Source organism: Streptomyces alanosinicus (assembly GCF_014650595.1).
Taxonomy (GTDB): domain Bacteria; phylum Actinomycetota; class Actinomycetes; order Streptomycetales; family Streptomycetaceae; genus Streptomyces; species Streptomyces alanosinicus.
This window is the reverse complement of sequence record NZ_BMVG01000010.1, coordinates 113,651-130,754: the sequence shown is the minus strand read 5'-3', so window position 1 is coordinate 130,754 and position 17,104 is coordinate 113,651. Positions and strand designations below refer to the sequence as shown.

General features: G+C 74.1%; 15 protein-coding genes. 8 read left to right on the top strand and 7 right to left on the bottom strand.

Translation table 11 applies throughout. The annotated features are described in order from the left end of the window. Window positions 1-180: 180 nt before the first annotated feature. The 4 genes from IE277_RS22450 (at window position 181) to IE277_RS22435 (ending at window position 3,553) form a co-directional block, all read left to right on the top strand. Window positions 181-924: an ATP-binding protein gene (locus IE277_RS22450; protein ID WP_229881900.1), complete on the top strand. Its 744-nt coding sequence runs from the start codon at window positions 181-183 to the stop codon at window positions 922-924. 417 nt (window positions 925-1,341) lie between these two features. Then, complete coding sequence (locus IE277_RS22445; RefSeq protein WP_189955150.1) at window positions 1,342-2,004, top strand: GNAT family N-acetyltransferase; 663 nt, start codon at window positions 1,342-1,344, stop codon at window positions 2,002-2,004. Between the two features lie 146 nt (window positions 2,005-2,150). Then, a complete protein-coding gene (locus tag IE277_RS22440) occupies window positions 2,151-2,888 on the top strand; it encodes an SAM-dependent methyltransferase (RefSeq protein ID WP_189955290.1) in 738 nt (245 codons plus the stop codon). A gap of 113 nt (window positions 2,889-3,001) precedes the next feature. Continuing rightward, a complete protein-coding gene (locus tag IE277_RS22435) occupies window positions 3,002-3,553 on the top strand; it encodes a GNAT family N-acetyltransferase (RefSeq protein ID WP_189955148.1) in 552 nt (183 codons plus the stop codon). Here IE277_RS22435 and IE277_RS22430 read toward each other — a convergent pair. The 3 genes from IE277_RS22430 to IE277_RS22420 all read right to left on the bottom strand — a co-directional run bounded on the left by IE277_RS22430 (window position 3,522) and on the right by IE277_RS22420 (window position 6,637). Next, the gene (locus IE277_RS22430) at window positions 3,522-3,836 is read right to left on the bottom strand and encodes a hypothetical protein (RefSeq protein ID WP_189955146.1); all 315 of its coding nucleotides are present in this window, start codon (window positions 3,834-3,836) and stop codon (window positions 3,522-3,524) included. The genes IE277_RS22435 and IE277_RS22430 overlap by 32 nt on opposite strands. A gap of 34 nt (window positions 3,837-3,870) precedes the next feature. Continuing rightward, window positions 3,871-5,934 carry an acetoacetate decarboxylase family protein gene (locus IE277_RS22425; RefSeq protein ID WP_189955144.1) on the bottom strand — a complete coding sequence of 688 codons (2,064 nt, stop codon included), beginning with the start codon at window positions 5,932-5,934 and terminating at the stop codon, window positions 3,871-3,873. Window positions 5,935-6,178: 244 nt separating this feature from the next. Then, window positions 6,179-6,637: a flavodoxin family protein gene (locus IE277_RS22420; RefSeq protein ID WP_189955142.1), complete on the bottom strand. Its 459-nt coding sequence runs from the start codon at window positions 6,635-6,637 to the stop codon at window positions 6,179-6,181. 104 nt (window positions 6,638-6,741) lie between these two features. On the opposite strand from IE277_RS22420, the gene IE277_RS22415 reads away from it, so the two are divergent. Continuing rightward, complete coding sequence (locus tag IE277_RS22415; RefSeq protein WP_229881899.1) at window positions 6,742-7,767, top strand: GNAT family N-acetyltransferase; 1,026 nt, start codon at window positions 6,742-6,744, stop codon at window positions 7,765-7,767. Between the two features lie 87 nt (window positions 7,768-7,854). Beyond that, window positions 7,855-8,559: a lipoprotein gene (locus IE277_RS22410; protein WP_189955140.1), complete on the top strand. Its 705-nt coding sequence runs from the start codon at window positions 7,855-7,857 to the stop codon at window positions 8,557-8,559. On the opposite strand, the gene IE277_RS22405 is transcribed toward IE277_RS22410, so the two are convergent. After that, window positions 8,553-10,589, bottom strand: a complete 2,037-nt coding sequence (locus tag IE277_RS22405) for a DUF1996 domain-containing protein (RefSeq protein WP_189955287.1) — start codon at window positions 10,587-10,589, stop codon at window positions 8,553-8,555. The two genes, IE277_RS22410 and IE277_RS22405, sit on opposite strands and share 7 nt — an antisense overlap. 384 nt (window positions 10,590-10,973) lie before the next feature. Between IE277_RS22405 and IE277_RS49590 the strand changes: the two genes are divergently transcribed. Next, window positions 10,974-12,731, top strand: a complete 1,758-nt coding sequence (locus IE277_RS49590) for a C40 family peptidase (protein WP_373310848.1) — start codon at window positions 10,974-10,976, stop codon at window positions 12,729-12,731. Window positions 12,732-12,755: 24 nt separating this feature from the next. On the opposite strand, the gene IE277_RS22395 is transcribed toward IE277_RS49590, so the two are convergent. After that, a complete protein-coding gene (locus IE277_RS22395) occupies window positions 12,756-13,793 on the bottom strand; it encodes an NAD-dependent epimerase/dehydratase family protein (RefSeq protein ID WP_189955138.1) in 1,038 nt (345 codons plus the stop codon). A 129-nt stretch (window positions 13,794-13,922) separates the two neighbouring features. Here IE277_RS22395 and IE277_RS22390 point away from each other — a divergent pair, with 129 nt between their 5' ends. Continuing rightward, complete coding sequence (locus IE277_RS22390) at window positions 13,923-15,287, top strand: FAD-dependent oxidoreductase (RefSeq protein ID WP_189955136.1); 1,365 nt, start codon at window positions 13,923-13,925, stop codon at window positions 15,285-15,287. 132 nt (window positions 15,288-15,419) lie between these two features. On the opposite strand, the gene IE277_RS22385 is transcribed toward IE277_RS22390, so the two are convergent. Both IE277_RS22385 and IE277_RS22380 read right to left on the bottom strand, forming a co-directional pair. Beyond that, the gene (locus IE277_RS22385; protein ID WP_189955134.1) at window positions 15,420-16,421 is read right to left on the bottom strand and encodes a hypothetical protein; all 1,002 of its coding nucleotides are present in this window, start codon (window positions 16,419-16,421) and stop codon (window positions 15,420-15,422) included. Further along, entirely contained in the window at window positions 16,418-16,807 is a 390-nt protein-coding gene (locus IE277_RS22380; protein WP_189955285.1) for a PadR family transcriptional regulator, read from the bottom strand. Before IE277_RS22380 ends, IE277_RS22385 begins: the two co-directional genes overlap by 4 nt. Window positions 16,808-17,104 lie beyond the last annotated feature (297 nt).

Below are 17,104 nucleotides of genomic sequence, written 5' to 3'. Positions count from 1 at the left end.
GTCGGCAGATGGGACAGTGGACGCGCCGCTCCGGCCGACCAAGGAGCAGGCGGCGTGGCCGGGTAGGGGGAGACCGGGCCGTGGGTACGGCCTCATCGGGGGCGGTGTGCCGTCTGCTGCACGGCGCGGTCGGCCCGGAACGACACCCCCCACGTGAGGCCGGACGAAAGGCGTACGGCGATGGCTCCGCCCTCCCTCCCCCGACCGCTCCCCCCGTCCCCCGAGGAACCGCGCCTGGCCGTCGGCGCGTTACGGCTGCCCGCGGTGCCCCGTCAGCACCGGTCCGCGGCCGCCGGCCCGGACGGGACGCCGGACTCGCTGGAACACCCGGACCGGGCTCCCGCCGAGGCGGACCGGCCGCATCGGTTCCTGGACGGCGCGCGGCAGTCCCGCCCCGCCGGTGACAGCGCGGAGCATCCCCACCGGCCGCCGGTGACGGCCGGTGTCCGCAGACCACCCGGAGGCGAGCGCCTCGGTCGACTCCCTGGGCCCGTCGGCCCCGACCGGCTCGCCTCCGGGGTTCCGCCGCCCCGCGCCGCCGCGTTCGACCTGCCGGCCCAGCCGGCGGCCGTGAGCACGGCCCGCCGTGTCGTACGGGAACTGCTCGCCGCCTGGGGCGTACCGGACGGTCCCCGTGCCGACGCGGTCCTCGTGACCTCGGAACTGGTCACGAACGCCCTCGTGCACACGGCCGGTGACCGGATCGTCTGCCGGCTGCACGACACGGCGGACCGGACCCGGATCGAGGTCGAGGACCGGGAAGGCGGCCCGGCGCTGCCCGTAGCCCGCCGCCCCGGCCCCGAAGACCCGCACGGGCGCGGACTGTTGCTGGTCGAAGCGCTGAGCCGCGACTGGGGTGTGACGCCGATACCCGGTCGGCCCGCCCGCGTCGTCTGGGCCGAGCTGGCGCCCGGCCACGACTGACACCACACCCGCCGACCCGCCCGCCCCGCCCCGTCCCACGGACCGCCCCCCACTCGTCCGAAGGAATCGCATGCCCCACACCGCACCCGTTCCCGCCCCCGCCCCCGCCCCGGCCGCCGACCCGTCGTGGACCCGCACCCGCCCCAGGCCCGGCTCCCAGGAACGGCCCGTCTGACCCCGAACCCCCGCTCGGGCGCGGCACTCCCCCGCTCCCCGCGCCGACCCCTGACACCCCTGACACCCCTCCCCGCACCCCCGTCCCCACGCTGTCCCAAAACCGCCTCCTCATCCGCCCCTTGCACCCCCGAAGCCCGGTACATTCGCCGCCGGTGCGGGTCATCCGCATCCCGTGGGGAACCGGGGGCCGGTACGGACTCCGTGTTCGCCGCGCGGGCCGCTGCGTCGGGGGTGTGCAGGGTGGTGTGGTCGCTGATCCGCCGGCGCCGGGCCGCGTCCGCTCCTCCCCTGCCCGGACACTGCCGGCCCGAGGCCGGCCTGCATGTCCTGGCCACCGAACGGCTGTTGCTGTTCACGCCCCGTACCCGGCTGGACGTCGCCGCCGCACTCGCCGCCTGCGCCGACGCCGAGGCACAGCGCTGGCTCGGCACCCAGGCGGACGAGGTGCTGCCCGATGCCCGCACCCGCAGGGCGCTTCTCGCCTGGCGGCCGGCCGGTGACGACGGCCGCCGGGTGCCACGGGAACTGGCCCGGCCCTATGCGCCCGGCCCGGACGGCCCGCTGCTGCTGGTCTGTGTGCGCAGATCCGACCTCGGCTATGCCGGCGCCCTCGAACTGGAGCACCGCACGGGCGAGATGGGCGGCTGGCTGGCCCCGGCCTGCCGCGGCCAGGGTCTGGGGGCGGAGCTGTTCCGCGCGGGCGTGACGCTCGCCCACACCCATGCCGGGCTGAGCACGGTCCGGGCCGGCGCGGAACCCGGGAACACCGCGAGCCGGCGGGCCCTGGTCCACGCCGGCTTCGTACCGGACGAGGGACCGCCCCGGCACACCCTGCCCGACGGCCGGGTGGTCGAGGCCGTCTGGCACCGCCACGACAGCGCGGCGGCCGCCCGGTGCCGCTGACCGCCAACCACCGCGGCGCGTGACCGGCGCCGCGCCACCCACACCCCGACCTTTCACGGAGAGCCGACGTGACAGACACCGGATCCAGCACAGACAGTGGATTCAGCCCGGAGCGCATCGACACCGGCAAGCCGCACTCCGCCCGGATGTACGACTGGTTCCTGGACGGCAAGGACCACTACGCCGTCGACGCCGAAGCGGCGGGCAGGGTGCTGGAGCTGTTCCCGGGCGTCAAGGACTCCGCCTGGGCCAACCGCGAGTTCATGCACCGGGCCGCCCGCTTCGTCGCCCGCCGGGGCGTCGACCAGTTCCTGGACGTGGGCACCGGCATCCCCACCGAGCCGAATCTGCACCAGATCGTGCAGGCGGTCACCCCGGGCGCACGGGTGGTGTACGCCGACAACGACCCCATCGTGCTGCGGCACGCCGAAGCCCTGCTGCACGGCACGCCCGAGGGCCGTACCACCTATCTGCACGCCGACGTCCGCGAGCCGGAGCGGATCGTGGAGTACGCCCGCGAGCACCTGGACCTCAGCCGGCCCGTCGGGCTGTCGCTGATCGCGCTGCTGCCGTTCGTCACCGACGAACATGATCCGTACGGTGTCGTCCGCGCGCTGCTGGACCCGCTGCCCTCCGGCAGCCACTTGACGCTGTCCCACGGCAGCGGCGAGTTCGATCCGGCGCTGCGGGAGCGGATCGAGGCGGTGTACCGGGCCGGCGGCACCCCGGTCCAGGCCCGTTCGCTCGCCGACGTGACCCGGTTCTTCGACGGCCTGGAGCTGTGCGACCCGGGTGTCGTGCCGGCCACGAGCTGGCACCCCGAGCCGGGCATGCGGGTGCGGCGGGAACAGCCGGTGTATGTCGGGGTGGCCCGCAAGCCCTGACACGGCGAGCCCTGACGGGGCATGCCCTGACGGGGCCGGCCTTGGTGCGGTCGGCCGTGCCGGACCGGCGGAGCGGACATATGCTGCGAAATGCCGCCTCGAAGGGAGTGCCCATGGCCGCCGTCCCGCCCACCTCCGAGGAGCTGACCGTGCAGCCCCTCGGCTTCGAGCACCTGGCCGCCGTCCTCGACCTCGGTCACCGCGTGTACGACACCGACGCCATGCCCTACACCGGCTGGTCGCTGTCCGCCGTGGCCGAGCACCTGGACGCGCCGGATTCCGCCTGCCTCGTGATGCTCGACGGCGACCGGGTGGCAGGGTTCGTGCTCGGTTCGCCCACCTTCGAGCAGCGCGCCGACTGGAGCTATCTGGAATGGATCGCCGTCGACCCCGCCTACCAGGGGCGCGGGGTGGCCTCCCGGCTGGTGAAGGAGTGCTGTGCGCGGCTGGCGGCGGCCGGGGCGGTGTGCGTGGTCACGGACGTGGAGCGACGCAACACCGCCTCCGCCGGGCTGATGCGCCGCAACGGCTTCACGGAAGAGGCCACCGTCAGCCTCTTCGTACGGCCGCTCGCCGAGGGCACCGCGAGCGGCTCGCGGCGGGCCCGGGACGCCTCCGCGCCGCGCCGGCATCTCACCCGGGCGGCGGCGGAACGGGTGCGCTGAGGCCGGCCGGGGTGAGGGGTCGGCTTCCGGCCCGCGTATGGGTGTCCAACGCCTCGGCGGCGGTGCGCAGTCGCCTCGCCGCCGTGAAGCACGCGGCGGCCTGCCGCTCCAGTACGGCCCGGCTCCAGCCGGGTGCCGCCGGGCAGCCGCTCAGCGCGGCCGCGGTGGCGAGCAGCCGACGGGCGTAGCCGTCCATGAGGCCGGCGTCGGCCCGCAAGGTGTTGACGTGTGCGAGGAGTTCACCGGCCGGGGCCGTGCTCGCTCGGGGGGACTCGGTCACCATGGCGGCTCCCACTCGACGGGACAGGGACAGGGCGTCAGCGCGGCAGGACGGCGCCGGCACTGCGGTGGGCCATGAACTGGGGGCAGGCCAGCACGAACAGGGGCCGGGCGGTGTTCATGCCGAGCCGGCGCAGCTGTCCGGCGAGGGGTTCGGCCGCCGCGGTGTCCAGCCGCAGCCGGACCCCGGTGCCGGGGTGCAGCCGCGGCCTGCCGTGGGCCCGGACGAGGGTGCGTACGGTGCTCCCGCCCCGGCGGCCGTAGAGGACCCAGTCGGCCTCCGGGCAGCGGATGCCCGGTCCGAGCCGGCCCGCGACGGTGAGCCCGAGGTCCCGGGACCGCACCTCGATCTCCCGGCCCGTCAGATCGGCCTCGGCGGTCGTCCGCATCGCGGACTGGCCCCAGATCTCCCGGGCGACCACACGCGCCTCCTCGCTGGTCACGGCGAGGGAGAGGACGTAGCGGCCGGTGCGGCGCAGGTCGGGGCGGCGCAGCAGGTCCGCGGCGATGTCGTACCGGCGGGGCCGCCACAGGTCGTCGACCAGGACGGACAGCGCGATCTCGGTGTACGGGCCGATGGTCGTGCTGCGGTGCTCGTGCAGCGAGAGCACGGCGAGGGCGCGCCGGCCCAGCAGGCTCGGAGTCAGCCAGCCGACATCCGGGAGCAGGCGGCGCGCCGTGTCGGCGCAGACGGGGAAGCAGAGGTGGGCGGCGGCGGAGTCGGCGTAGCGCACCGGCACGTCGACCGGGCCGACGGTCGTCGGGACCGAGCGGGTCGGCAGGGTGAGGAACGGGTAGCCCTCGGGCGGGCGGCCGCGGTCCCTGAGCCGGTAGGCCTGTGTCCGCACGATCGGGCCCCGGTACGGCGTGAGCGCCTCGTCGACGTCCGCGCGGGCGCCGGGAACGACCGTGCGCAGATGCTCGATGTACTCGCGGAGCAGGTGGCACAGCGGGAACTCGCGGGTGGGCCCGGCGTAGTCGACCTCGTACCGGTTCGGGCGCGGGTCCCCCGCGGAGCCTGCGGCCCGGCCGTCCCGGAGGTCCTGCCCGTCCCGGCCGGGCATGATGTCGTGCTGGTTGGCGATGGTGGCGATCCAGGTGTGCGGGTCGGCGGGTTGTACGTCGTGGGCCCGGGAGCCGACGGCCACGACGTGTGTGACCCGGTAGGTGCGGCAGAACTCCTCGTCCTCGGCGAGGTGCAGCATCGCGAGCCCGCCCTCGCCGTGTCCGATCAGCGCGAGGTCGGCGCCGCGCGGGATGCCGTGCTTCGTCAGGGCGAGCAGGACCGAGCGGAGGTAGGGCGGGTGGGCCTCGGACAGGCCGCGCCCGGCGCCGGCGGCGAGGTCGTGCGGTGCGTCGTCGCGGGGACGGCCGGGTGCGATGCCGGGCGTCTGGACGACATAGCGGACGACACCGTCGGGACCGCGCACGTTCTGCACGAGGATCCGCCCGCCGGCGGACAGCACCTCGATGGTGCGCAGAAAACCGAGGAAGGAGCCCTCGGTCGCGATGAACTGCTTCTCCTGGTCGGCGAGTTCGACGGCTTCGGCCGCACCGTCACCCGGGCCCCCGTCCGGCGGACGAGCGTCCAACAGAGCGCGCACGGAGGGGAGTTCGGCCATCAGGGGGGTCAGCCCGGACAGGGCGCGCTGGGCCCCCTGGTCGCGGAGCAGGGTGCGCAGGGCCCGTACCGCCCCGAGGCCGTGGCCGGCGACGGCCTCGGCCAGCCGGCGCATGCCCGGGTCGCGCGCGAACTCGGGGTGGTCGACCAGTACGGCGGCGATCCTGAGCCGCAGCGAGGTGACGGCGACCAGCGCGGCGAGGCTCTCCCGGCCCAGCACCGCACCGACCAGGCCCTGTCTGTCGGTCAGGGCCCGCAGCAGGGCCCACTGGGCGGCGAGGCCGGTCCGGGGACTGCGGCGCGCACCGGCGAAGAGGTGCGGCGCGAACAGAACGGTGCTGGTGCGCGCGGACACCGCGCGGATGCCCTCGGCGACGTCCACCACGTCCCGCGCGCACCGGCGCAGCAGTCCTCTGACGTCCTGGCCGGCGTCCCGGCCCTCGGGTGTGGACCGTCCGGGTGCGTGGCCGTCCGCTCGCATCCGACGCTCCCTCACTCGATGACGCACGACGACGTGTGCCCGGCCACGTGCCACGTGCCACGTGCCACGGGCCACGGGCCACGGGCCCGGCCACGCCGACGGTTCCCGGCCCGGTCCCATCGTCGGCCAGGGACACCGGGCCCGCACCTCCATCCGTCCGGGCAGCCGGTGCCTGCGCCCTCCCGCCGGCGGCGCCGGTCCCCCGTCCGGCCCAGGGCGCGCGGCGTCCCGGCCGGCCCGGCGCTCAGCTGTCGGGCATCAGACCCGCGGCGACCGCGGCTCCCAGCTCCCAGCACGCCTGGGTGTCGGACTTTGCGGGCTCGCCGGTGACGGTCACCGGCTCGGCGGCGCGCCGCCAGCCGAGGCCGGTGGTGACGGCCTCGACGGCGCGGACGGCGCCCGTGACGTCGTTGCCGCCGTGGACGTAGTAGCCGAACGGCCGCCCCCGGGTCTCGTCCAGACAGGGGTAGTAGATCTGGTCGAAGAAATGCTTCAGCGCTCCGGACATGTAGCCGAGGTTCGCCGGTGTGCCGAGCAGATAGCCGTCGGCTTCCAGGACGTCGGAGGCGGTCGCGGACAGGGCCGCGCGCCGCACGAGGCGCACACCTTCGATCTCCGGTGTGGTGGCGCCGGAGACCACGGCCTCGAACAGCGCCTGGCAGTGGGGCGACGGGGTGTGGTGGACGATCAGCAAGGTAGGCACACCCCGCACCCTGCCGTGCGCCGGCGGCGCCTCGCAAACGGCGGGGCGTGGCAGCCGGCGCGCCGGGGTAGAGGCTGTGCACGAGAAGGACGGGAGGGGCTGCCGTGACCAGCACGGGTACACATATGACGGCTCTTCGCCCGCCGTGGCTGCCGGACGGCTACCGGTGCCGCGCGGCGGCCCTCGCGGACGTGGCCGCGATCCACCAGTTGGTCGCCGCGTACGAACGCGAGCTGTACGGCCGTCCGAGGACCGGCCCCGGCCGGCTCGCCGCCGAGCTGTCCCTGCCCGGGCTGTGCCCCGAGTCCGACACGCTGCTCGTGCACGACGGCGCGGGCGGTCCGGCCGGCTTCTGCTGGGTGAAGGGGCGGCGGGCCAGGGTGCATGTGCACCCCGGTCACCAGGGGCGGGGGCTGGGCAGCGGCCTGCTCGGCTGGACCGAGGACCGCGCCCGGAGCGCCGGCGGCGACCGGCTCGCGCAGACGGTCTCCGACACCGATCACGCCGCGACCGCCCTGCTCCGGGCCGGCGGGTACGCCCGGCTGGTCACCGAGTGGCTGCTGGAGATCGCGCTGCCGCACGAACCGTACGTGCCCGAAGCGCCGGCGGGCATCAGCGTGCGCCCGTTCCGGCACGGTGACGAACAGGCCGCGTACCGGCTCACCGAGGACGCGTTCGACGAGTGGCAGCCGCGCCGGAAGACCTACGCGGAATGGGCGCGGCGCACCGTCGAACGCCCCACGTTCCTGCCCGCGGCGTCACCGGTGGCCTTCGCCGGTGACGAGATGGTCGGGGCCGTGCTGTCGCTCGACGTCCAGGGCCACGACGGAGGGCACGAAGGGGACCGCGACGGGGACGCGGAGGGCGGTGCCGGGGGGTACGGCGAGGGGTACATGGAGGGGTACATGGAGGGCTACGTCGAGCGGGTCGCGGTACGGCGCGACCACCGCGGTCGGGGCATCGCGCGCACGCTCCTGTGGCAGGCGTTCCGCACCTTCCATCGGCGGGGCAGGTCCGCCTGCACGCTGTGGACGCACTCCGGCACCGGTGCGTTCGCGCTGTACGAGCATCTCGGTATGACGGTCCGGCGCAGCTCCACGGTGTACTGCAAGGCACTCGTCGCCGGCTGAACCGGCCCGGCCCGCACGGGACATGGTGTGCCGCGCTGTCGGTGCCCTCGGTCACAGTGTCGCCCCTCGACGAGAGGGGAGTAAGAAGTGCAGGTCAGGGTGGGGTCCGTGCGGGGCAGAGCGGTCGTGGCGGTGACGCTGGCGGCGCTGCTCGGCGGGTGCGCTGGATCGGCGGACGGTGCGGGGGAGAACGCCTCGGGCGGGTCGCCGAGCGCGTCTTCGGGCGCCGGGGGCAAGGGGACGGCCGCGGCGAGCGGCGGCTCGATCGGCGCGGCCGGGTCGGACTGTGCGCTGCCCGTCCGTTTCGACATCGCCCGGCACTGGAAGGCCGAGGCGATCGACGCGAGGACGGAGCTGTCGAAGGCCTCGAAGGGCTCCGGCGGCGACCTGAGCGGGGCGCTCGCCGACGCCGTGCTGCGCCAGGGACCCGTCACCGCGGCCTGCGAGATCGACGCCAAGCCGGCCGGCCACATCGGCTTTCTTCGGGGGTGGACCGGCAAGCCGCAGCACACCGACGCGGGGGGCGTGCTGCGGCAGTTCGTCGCCGCGGAGGGCGATGCCGGCAAGGAGCGGTACCGCTCCGTCACGACCGGCGGCGGTCTGCGCGGCGTGGAGGCGGAGTACCTGTACACCAGCAAGCTGCTCGGCGAGACCAAGGCGGAGACCGCCCTCGCCGTCAGCACGCCCGACGGGCCGGTCGTCCTGCACCTCGGTGGCATGGACACCGAGGAGCACGACGCCATGCGGCCCGCCTACGCCCTCGCCGAGCAGACGCTCGCCTTGCGTCAGTAGCGCAACCGCCTCGCCCTGAGCAGCATGATCAGGCCCGACAGGGCGAGCAGGGTGCCGAGGGCCGCGGGCCACAGACGGGTCCCGGTCTCCGCGAGCGAGCCCTGCGAGCCCTGCGGTCGGGGCTGCGCGGCGGCGGGCGGAACGGATCCGGTGGCGGTGGCCCGAGCGGTCTGGGCGGCGGCGGACTCGGTGGGGGCGGCGGACCCCGCCGACGGGCCGGACTGCGCCGACCGGGCGGACGCGGCGGGCGAGGGGGTGCCGGATGCCGTCGGAGCGGCGGATGCCGCCGGGGCGGGACGGCCCTGCCGGGCGCCTCGGTGCCGCTTGGCGGCCGGGGGCTGCTCGGTGGCGTGGTTCTGCTCGCCGGTGCGGGTCGGTGTGGTCGTCGCGTCGGTCCGCGGTTCGTCGCTCGGCCGGGAGGCCGAGGGTGCCGGGGCAGGGACGGAGGTGGCGGTGGCACTGGCAGTGGCGGTGGCAGTCGCGGTGCCGCCGGGCTGCGCCGTCGCCCCGTCCCCCGGGCTCACCGTGGGCGCCGTCGTCGTTCCGGAGCCGTCGCCGTCGGGACCGCATGTGCGGCCGGAGTTGATGCAGTCGACCATCTCGCGCATCAGGCCGTCGTCGAAGACGTTGACGAAGTCGCCGTGGTCGGTGACGGGCTTGTGCAGCTGCTCGGGGAAGGAGTCGACCGCGAAGAGCGGGACCGTACGGCCGCCGTCCTGCACGCTCGGCGCCGGGACGTCGTAGACGATCCGCTGCACCAGCTGCGGAATGGCGCGGAAGCCCGCCGGGCAGGCGCCGTCGGCGTCGGTGAAGGCCACATGGGTGCGGTGGTTGGCGCTGTCGATGTTGCGCCCGTCCCAGCAGCTCTGGAAGCGGAAGGTGCGTACGACGTCGCTGCCCGCCGGACACAGCGGGTACTTGTCCTTCAGCTGCCGGTTCTCGTAACCGGTGCAGCTCCAGGAGGCGTTGGCGTTGCCGGGACCGTTGACGAAGGCCTTGGCGTCGCCGGTGATGATGCGCAGCAGGCGCGGCATGGCGGTGACCTTGCCGCGCGGGTTGCCCTCGAACGTCAGCGTGACCTGCCTGGCCGTGACGATCTGGCCCGCGTTGCCCTCCGTACCGCCGCCCGGGGAACCGGCGTCCCGTTCCTGGGTGCCGTTCTGCAGGCGCAGCACCGGCCAGTAGTACGAGGACTTGTCGCCCTGGTCGGCACAGCTCGTCCCGGCCTTCGCGAGATCGTCGTCGCTGGCGAAGGCGTTGTTGCCCTGGTTGCCGACGTAGTCGTGGAAGTGATGGGCGCCATTGGTGACGCCGGGAGCGACGATGACGTTGTCCGAGTTGAACAGGCCGTTCGCGTTGACCCCGCAGTCGGAGGTGAAGCTGCCGCGCGAGGCGTCGGCCTGCTGGGGCGGGGTGGAACCGTCGGGCTGTACGGAGGTGATGTCCACGTAGTCGGAGACGACGGGTCCGTTGCCGCCCTGGCCGGCGCCGTTCTGCTGCGCGCCCTGGCCCGGGGAGGCCGTGGCGGTGGCGGTGGCCTGGCCGCCGTTGCCGGTGCCGTCGGCGCCGGGGCGCAGCGTGCAGGCGGCCAGGGCGTCGAGGCCCTGCGGGCGCTGGCCGGCCCGGTCTATGGCGTCGGATATCCGCCCGATCGCCGCGGCCCGCTTCTCCTTCAGCGGGTTCATGATCGTGTCGTCCACGGAACCGGAGACGGAACTGGAGGTGGAGCCGGCACTGGGGGTGGTGGAGCCGGCACTGGAACCGGAGCCCTGGCCGGTGGGCTGTCCCGCCTGCTGGAGCTGCTGGTAGGCCGCGGCCGTCTGGCGGTCCAGCAGGGCGAGTTCGCGGTCCACGTCGGAGCGGGACGCGTCCGGTACGTCCGTCAGCCGGCTGCCGACATCGGGGCAGTCGATCGTCGCCATGCCCGCGGACAGGACGTGTCCGGTTCCGTTCGTGCCGGACCCCGCGCCCGAGCTCTCGGTCGCCGAGGCGTAGACGTTCGCCGCGACGAGGCCGCCTCCGCCCAGCATCAGAGCCACCGCTGCGAAGGTCGCGCGTCGTGCGCCGGTCGGGCGTCTGCGCCTGTTGCGTACCAAGGTCGTCCCCTGTAGGTGTGCGCCGGTCGTACGGAGGCTCCGGTCGGACATGGAGCACCCCGGCCCCATACGGAAGGCGGTGCCGGTGCGTTCAACAGGATCGCGAATTCACCCGGAACTCACAGGAAAACGTGAGCGGCGCCCCTTCCCTGTCGAACACCACCGCGAACATCACAATTACGTATCGGACATTCCGCACCTCGACCTTCACACGAGGTACACACCTTGGCTAGGTTGACGCGAGGCCGCCCGGCGCTCGAAGGAGTCCGGACGCATCGGCCCAACTGCCCCTCGGGGCAAGGAAGGAGCGTGTCTTCCATGGCGCCGGAGAGCCGCGACGAGGTGGCCTCGCGGGACGAGGTACGACAGCGGATCGAGTCCCTCTACGACCAGGCCGAGACCGCGACCGGGAACTACAACGCGACCCGGGCCATGGCCTCGGCGACGCGCACACGCGGCGTGCCGTCGGCCAAGCGGTCGGGCCGACGGGCGGATCCCGTGCTGGACGAGGTCGCCCGGCCGTGGTTCGACGGGGCACGGGCCAAGCTCGGCCCGACCGTCCCGGCCGTCCTGCCCGCCGACCGGCTCCCCGACCGCCCGTCGGCTCCGGGGCGTTCCGGTCAAGGCAGGGGTGACGGCCTGCCGGACGGCGTTCGCGGCGCCCTGGGGTCCGGCCCGTCCGCTCGCCGGCCCCCGGCACTGGAGCGGGCCGTGGACCGGGTGGTGGCCGAGCTGGCGGCCGGCCGGGCGACGGACCCGGAGAGTCTGGCCCTGGCCGCGCGCCAGCCCGGACGCGCGGCCCTGCCAGGCCGAACTCGCCTCGAACTGCCCATCGGGAACCAGGAGTTGACCGCAGCCGACGACCCGGGCACACCGGACCTGACGCTGCCCGACACGACGGCGGCCCTCCCGGTACCGGCGCGGCCCACCCCCGAGGGCGCCCCGGCCCCGGAACCGAGGACGCTCCCCGGCGCCACGACGCCGGCCCGCCCCTCCCCCGGTACGTCCAAGGCGAACAACCAGCGCAAGCTGGCCGCCGCGAGCGACGTGATCTCCCGGTACGCCGCCCAACTGCTGTCGTCCGCCGCGGCCGTTCAGTCCGCGCCCGTCACTCCCCTCCCCGCCGCGCTCATCACGGCCGAACCGCCCCCGCCCGCACAGACCGACCCCGGGTTCACAACCGGTGAGTGGCAGCAACCGCAGTGGACGACACCCACCGACCCGGCGACCCCACCACCCACCACGGACACCTGGCCACCCCAGGCGACCTCCACCCCCTTGTCCGCCATCCCGACGTCCTACACCGCCACGCCCTCCACCCAGACGGCCCCCGTCCTCACGCCCTACGCCCCGGCGGCCCCCGTCCCCGCGCCCTACGCACCCACGAACTCCGCCCCGGCAGCTTCCGCCCCCACAACCTCCGCCCCACCGAACTCCGTTCCCGAGGCGTACGCCCCCGCAGCCCCCGCCCCGACGGCCTCCGTTCCCGAGGCGTACGCCCCCGCAGCCCTCGCCCCGACACCCTCCGACACCACGGCCCCGACCCCGATGCCCTCCCTCCCCGAGGCCCCCGTCACCACAGCCTCCACCGCGATGCCTTACGACCCCATAGCCCTCGTCACCACGGTCCCCGCCCCCGCCCCCGATCCCTCCTCCCCCGACCTGCCCTCCTCCCCCGACACCGGCGTGCTCCCTCCGAGCGTCGGGGCGCCGGAGGCGGTCCGGGTCGGCAAGGCCGTCGCGTTCGCGCGGGCGCAGATCGGGAAGCCGTGTGTCTGGGGTGCGACGGGGCCGGACTCCTACGACTGTTCCAGCCTGACCCAGGCCGCCTGGCGGGCCGCCGGGGTCACGCTGCCGCGGGCGGCGCATCAGCAGGCACTGGCCGGCGCCCCGGTCACCCTCGCCGGGATCGAGGCCGGCGATCTCGTCCTCTTCTTCGACGACGACCGGCACGTGGGCCTCCATGTCGGCGGCGGCATGATGGTGCACGCCCCGGGCCCGGGGTCGTCGATCCGCGAGGAGTCGATCTACGGCGCCGGGGAGTCCGCGATCCACCGGATCGTACGGCCCGCCTGACCGGCCCGCGCACCGGAGCCGAGGTCAGCCACGGTGCCGGTGCGCGCGCCGGCTCTCGTAGTGGTCCAGCAGGGTCTCCTCCAACGGCCGGTAGGTGAGGCCGAGTTCGCGGACACCGCGGCTGTTGTCGACCCGGAAGCGGATGCCCAGGTGCCCTCGGATGTAGTCCTGGGTGAGACCGAAAGAGGGGCCCAGGACGCGCACCGGCCAATGCGGGAGCCTGGTGCGCGGCAGCCGGAGGTCGCGGGGGTGGCGGGCGAGGACGATCCGGGACATCTCGTGGAACGAGGTCATGGTCTCGGCGGCCACGATGTACCGCCCGCGCGCCGCCGGGTTCTCGGCGGCGGCGATGTGCGCGTCGGCCACGTCGCGCACGTCCGTGGTGAAGCTGAAGTCCGGGGCGCCGTACCAGAAGCAGCCCTTGAACAGCTCGTCGAGCAGGAAGAGGCTGCCGGAGTCGGACGCGGGCGTGAAGGAGGGCCCGAGGATCAGCCCCGGGTTGACCGACACCATGCGCCAGCGGTCCTGCGCCGCCTCGGCGTCCCAGGCGGCGCGTTCCGCCAGGGTCTTGGCGTAGTGGTAGGGGTTGTTCTCGACCGTGCTGGTGGTGTTGACGTAGCGCTCGGAGAGCACCTGACCGTCCATCGCGAGCACGTCGGCGTAGTCTCCGAAGATCGCGCCCACGGTCGAGGTGAAGACCAGGGTGCGGACGTCCGGGGTGCGCCCGATGGCCGCCAGCACATGACGGGTGCCCAGCAGCGCCGGGTCCACGACGTCCCGCCGGCCGTCACGGATCCGCTCGGGCATCAGGAACGGCGAGGCCACATGGAAGACGACCGCGCAGCCACGGAACGCCGCGCCGAAGGAGCCGTGCGCCGGCAGATCGGCCTCGAACAGCTCCAGCCGGCCGGGGAACGCTTCCTGCAGCTCCCACAGCGGCCGCGTCTTCGGCGCGTCGGCCCGGTTCCGTACAGTGGCGTGGACCTTGCGGCCCCGCGCGAGCAGGCGCCGTACGAGATGGCTGCCGACGAAGCCGCTGCCGCCGGTCACCGCCACGGCCATAAGAGATCGCTGGGCATGTCATAAGATCGCCTTATGAGGTCATAGACCGGACCCGCGTACCAACTTAGGTCTGCCTTAGTTTAGGCTTCCCGATCGAGTCGACCATTCACTCGCGAAGGGAACCTGATCATGCCGCGCCCCCTGCGGGTAGCCATCGTCGGAGCCGGTCCTGCCGGGATCTACGCCGCCGACGCCCTGCTCAAGTCCGAGGTGGCCGCCGACCCCGGTGTGTCCATCGACCTCTTCGAGCGGATGCCCGCCCCGTTCGGCCTGATCCGTTACGGCGTCGCGCCCGACCACCCGCGCATCAAGGGCATCATCACCGCCCTGCACCAGGTGCTCGACAAGCCGCAGATCCGTCTCTTCGGAAACGTCGACTACCCGACCGACATCAGCCTGGACGACCTGCGCGCCTTCTACGACGCGGTGATCTTCTCCACCGGCGCGACGGCCGACCGCGAGCTGTCGATCCCCGGTGTCGAGCTGGACGGCTCCTACGGCGCCGCCGACTTCGTCTCCTGGTACGACGGCCACCCGGACGTGCCGCGCACCTGGCCCCTTCAGGCCGAGAAGGTCGCCGTGCTCGGCGTCGGCAATGTCGCCCTCGACGTGGCCCGCATCCTCGCCAAGACCGCGGACGAGCTGCTGCCGACCGAGATACCGCCGAACGTCTACGACGGCCTGAAGGCCAACAAGGCCGTGGAGATCCACGTCTTCGGCCGCCGTGGCCCCGCGCAGGCGAAGTTCAGTCCGATGGAGCTGCGCGAGCTGGACCACTCGCCGAACATCGAGGTCATCGTCGACCCCGAGGACATCGACTACGACGAGGGCTCGATCGAGACCCGGCGCGGCAACAAGCAGGCCGACATGGTCGCCAAGACGCTGGAGAACTGGGCGATCCGCGACGCCGGCGACCGGCCGCACAAGCTGTTCCTGCACTTCTTCGAGTCGCCCACGGAGATCCTCGGCGAGGACGGCGCCGTCGTCGGCCTGCGCACCGAGCGCACCGCCCTCGACGGCACCGGCAATGTCAAGGGCACCGGGGAGTTCAAGGACTGGGACCTCACCGCGGTCTACCGCGCCGTCGGCTACCTCTCCGAGAAGCTGCCCAAGCTGCCCTGGGACATCGACTCGGGCACGATCCCGGACGAGGGCGGCCGGGTCATCGAGGAGAGCGGCACCCCGCTGCAGTCGGCCTACGTCACCGGCTGGATCCGGCGCGGCCCCGTCGGTCTGATCGGCCACACCAAGGGCGATGCCAACGAGACCGTCGCCAACCTGCTGGACGACCACGCGAACGGCCGGCTGCACACCCCGTCCTCGCCCGCCCCGGAGGCCGTCGACGCCTTCTTCGCCGAGCGTGGGGTCCGCTTCACCACCTGGGAGGGCTGGTACAAGCTGGACGCCGCCGAGCGGGCGCTGGGCGAGCCGCAGGACCGTGAGCGCGTGAAGATCGTCGAGCGGGAGGACATGCTGCGGGAGAGCGGGGCATGAGTCCCCGGATGCCGTAGCAGATGCCGTAGGAGACGCCGTAGCAGATGCCGTGGGACTCAGACGGTCGGGCGAGGGGCCGGTGCCGGTGCACCGGCCCCTCGCCCCGTTCGGTCCTCGGCTGTGGAAAGCGGCTCAGCCTGTGGCCAGCTCGCGGCGGCCGGCCACCGTCAGGAGCACGGTCAGCAGGGCGAGCGCCGCTGCCTGGGCGAGGGCCCGACCGGTGTACGCGCCGGCCCCGGGGAGCCCGAGCCACGGGTAGACGGCGGCGACGCGCACGGTCAGCAGGAGCAGGCCGAGCGCGGCGAGGGCGAGGGCGCCGCCGGGCGCGGCCCGGTCCGGGCGCCGGACGCTCCACAGCAGCCGGCCGAGGGCGCCGACGACGAAGCAGCTCGCGGGCCCCCACGCCAGGTCGGCGACGCCGGGCAGCAGCACCACGGACGCGCCCGTCACCACGCACGTCGCCAGGAAGACGAGGCCGGGAGTGCCGGCGGGCAGCCGGGCCGGGGGTGCGTCGCGATGGTGGGCGGCGCACAGCATGAGGGCCGGCAGCCAGGCGAGCAGCGCCAGCGTCGTGACGAACGCCGGCTCCGGCAGGGGCACCGGGTCCGTCACCGCGCGCAGCAGCGGCCACAGGCTGGGCAGCGCGGCCACCAGGACGGCGATCCGGGCGAGGCGGCGACGGCCGCGCAGGAGGGCGAAGTAGGCGACCGTCCAGCCGAGCGGCAGGAACCACTGGGCGACGGCGATCGTCCCGGCGAGCGGGCCACGACCGGTGAACCCCGAGAGGAACATCCGCCGTTCCGCACCGCCCCGGGTGAACGTCCAGGTCAGCTGCAGCACCGGCTCGACGACCGCGTCGGCCGCCAGGAGCAGGACCGCGGCCAGCGCGAAGAGCCGGGCGGCCGAACCGAGGACGACGTAGGGACGGGGTGCCCCGGCGGCGCCCAGGCGGCTGCGCACCGCGAGGGCGGTGACGCTCGCCATCTCGCCGAGCGTGGGCCTGCTCTGGTCCAGGGTGTCGCGGTCGAGGTCCCCCAGATACGTCTCGACCATCTCCTCCTCCCGTTCGCGCCGGTAGTAGGCGGGAAGCAGGCGCAGGACGGTGCGGTAGCGGGCCTCCAGCAGCGTGGTCATGCGTAGCCTCCCGCGAGTCCGGGTGCGGAAGAGGGTTCGAGTCCGGCCGGGCCCTGCGGGGCGGGGCGGGTGGCGGCGCGGCGACCCTCGGCGATCCGCCGCCTGGCGGCCCCGGCGCCGGCGGCCATGCGCTCGGCCTCCGTGTCCAGGGCCGCCACGCCGTCGTCCGTGAGCCGGTAGTAGCGCCGCAGCCTGCCCTGCTGGATCTCTTCCCGGTCCAGCACGATCAGGCCGTCCGCGGTGAGCCGGTCCAGCACTCCGTAGAGCGTGCCGACCCGCAGCTGCACCTCGCCGTCGGACAGGTCGTCCACCTCGCGCAGGATGCCGTATCCGTGCCGTGGCTGGTCGGCGAGCGCGGTGAGGACGAAGAACGCCGCCCGGGTCATGCTCTTCGCTGTCATGCGGCCAGGATATATCGAGAGCCGATATATATCGAGACGCAGCTGAAGACGACGGGGGCTGGGCGCCGCCACGCGCGCGTGCGGTGATACGCGCATACGTGCTGACGCGCGCTGGTCTTACGTGCTGATGCGCGCCGGTCCGGTGAACGGGATCCGCCCCGCTGCGGATGGTCGGGCGGACCCCGTTCGACGGACCATTGTGGGCGCCGTACGAGGCCCCGGCCACGAGTGAACGACAGCCACCCGACGCGTATCGCGCGCGCCCCGGGTGCACGGCGCGCG

What these genes read in the sequence shown, in the direction of transcription:
- IE277_RS22450 (WP_229881900.1), top strand. Translation starts at nt 181, where the DNA reads ATGGCTCCGCCCTCCCTCCCCCGACCGCTCCCCCCGTCCCCCGAGGAA.
- IE277_RS22380 (WP_189955285.1), bottom strand. Translation starts at nt 16,807, where the DNA reads ATGACCCGGGCGGCGTTCTTCGTCCTCACCGCGCTCGCCGACCAGCCA.
- IE277_RS22440 (WP_189955290.1), top strand. Translation starts at nt 2,151, where the DNA reads ATGTACGACTGGTTCCTGGACGGCAAGGACCACTACGCCGTCGACGCC.
- IE277_RS22435 (WP_189955148.1), top strand. Translation starts at nt 3,002, where the DNA reads ATGGCCGCCGTCCCGCCCACCTCCGAGGAGCTGACCGTGCAGCCCCTC.
- IE277_RS22405 (WP_189955287.1), bottom strand. Translation starts at nt 10,589, where the DNA reads ATGCTGGGCGGAGGCGGCCTCGTCGCGGCGAACGTCTACGCCTCGGCG.
- IE277_RS22395 (WP_189955138.1), bottom strand. Translation starts at nt 13,793, where the DNA reads ATGGCCGTGGCGGTGACCGGCGGCAGCGGCTTCGTCGGCAGCCATCTC.
- IE277_RS49590 (WP_373310848.1), top strand. Translation starts at nt 10,974, where the DNA reads ATGGCGCCGGAGAGCCGCGACGAGGTGGCCTCGCGGGACGAGGTACGA.
- IE277_RS22385 (WP_189955134.1), bottom strand. Translation starts at nt 16,421, where the DNA reads ATGACCACGCTGCTGGAGGCCCGCTACCGCACCGTCCTGCGCCTGCTT.
- IE277_RS22425 (WP_189955144.1), bottom strand. Translation starts at nt 5,934, where the DNA reads ATGCGAGCGGACGGCCACGCACCCGGACGGTCCACACCCGAGGGCCGG.
- IE277_RS22390 (WP_189955136.1), top strand. Translation starts at nt 13,923, where the DNA reads ATGCCGCGCCCCCTGCGGGTAGCCATCGTCGGAGCCGGTCCTGCCGGG.
- IE277_RS22430 (WP_189955146.1), bottom strand. Translation starts at nt 3,836, where the DNA reads ATGGTGACCGAGTCCCCCCGAGCGAGCACGGCCCCGGCCGGTGAACTC.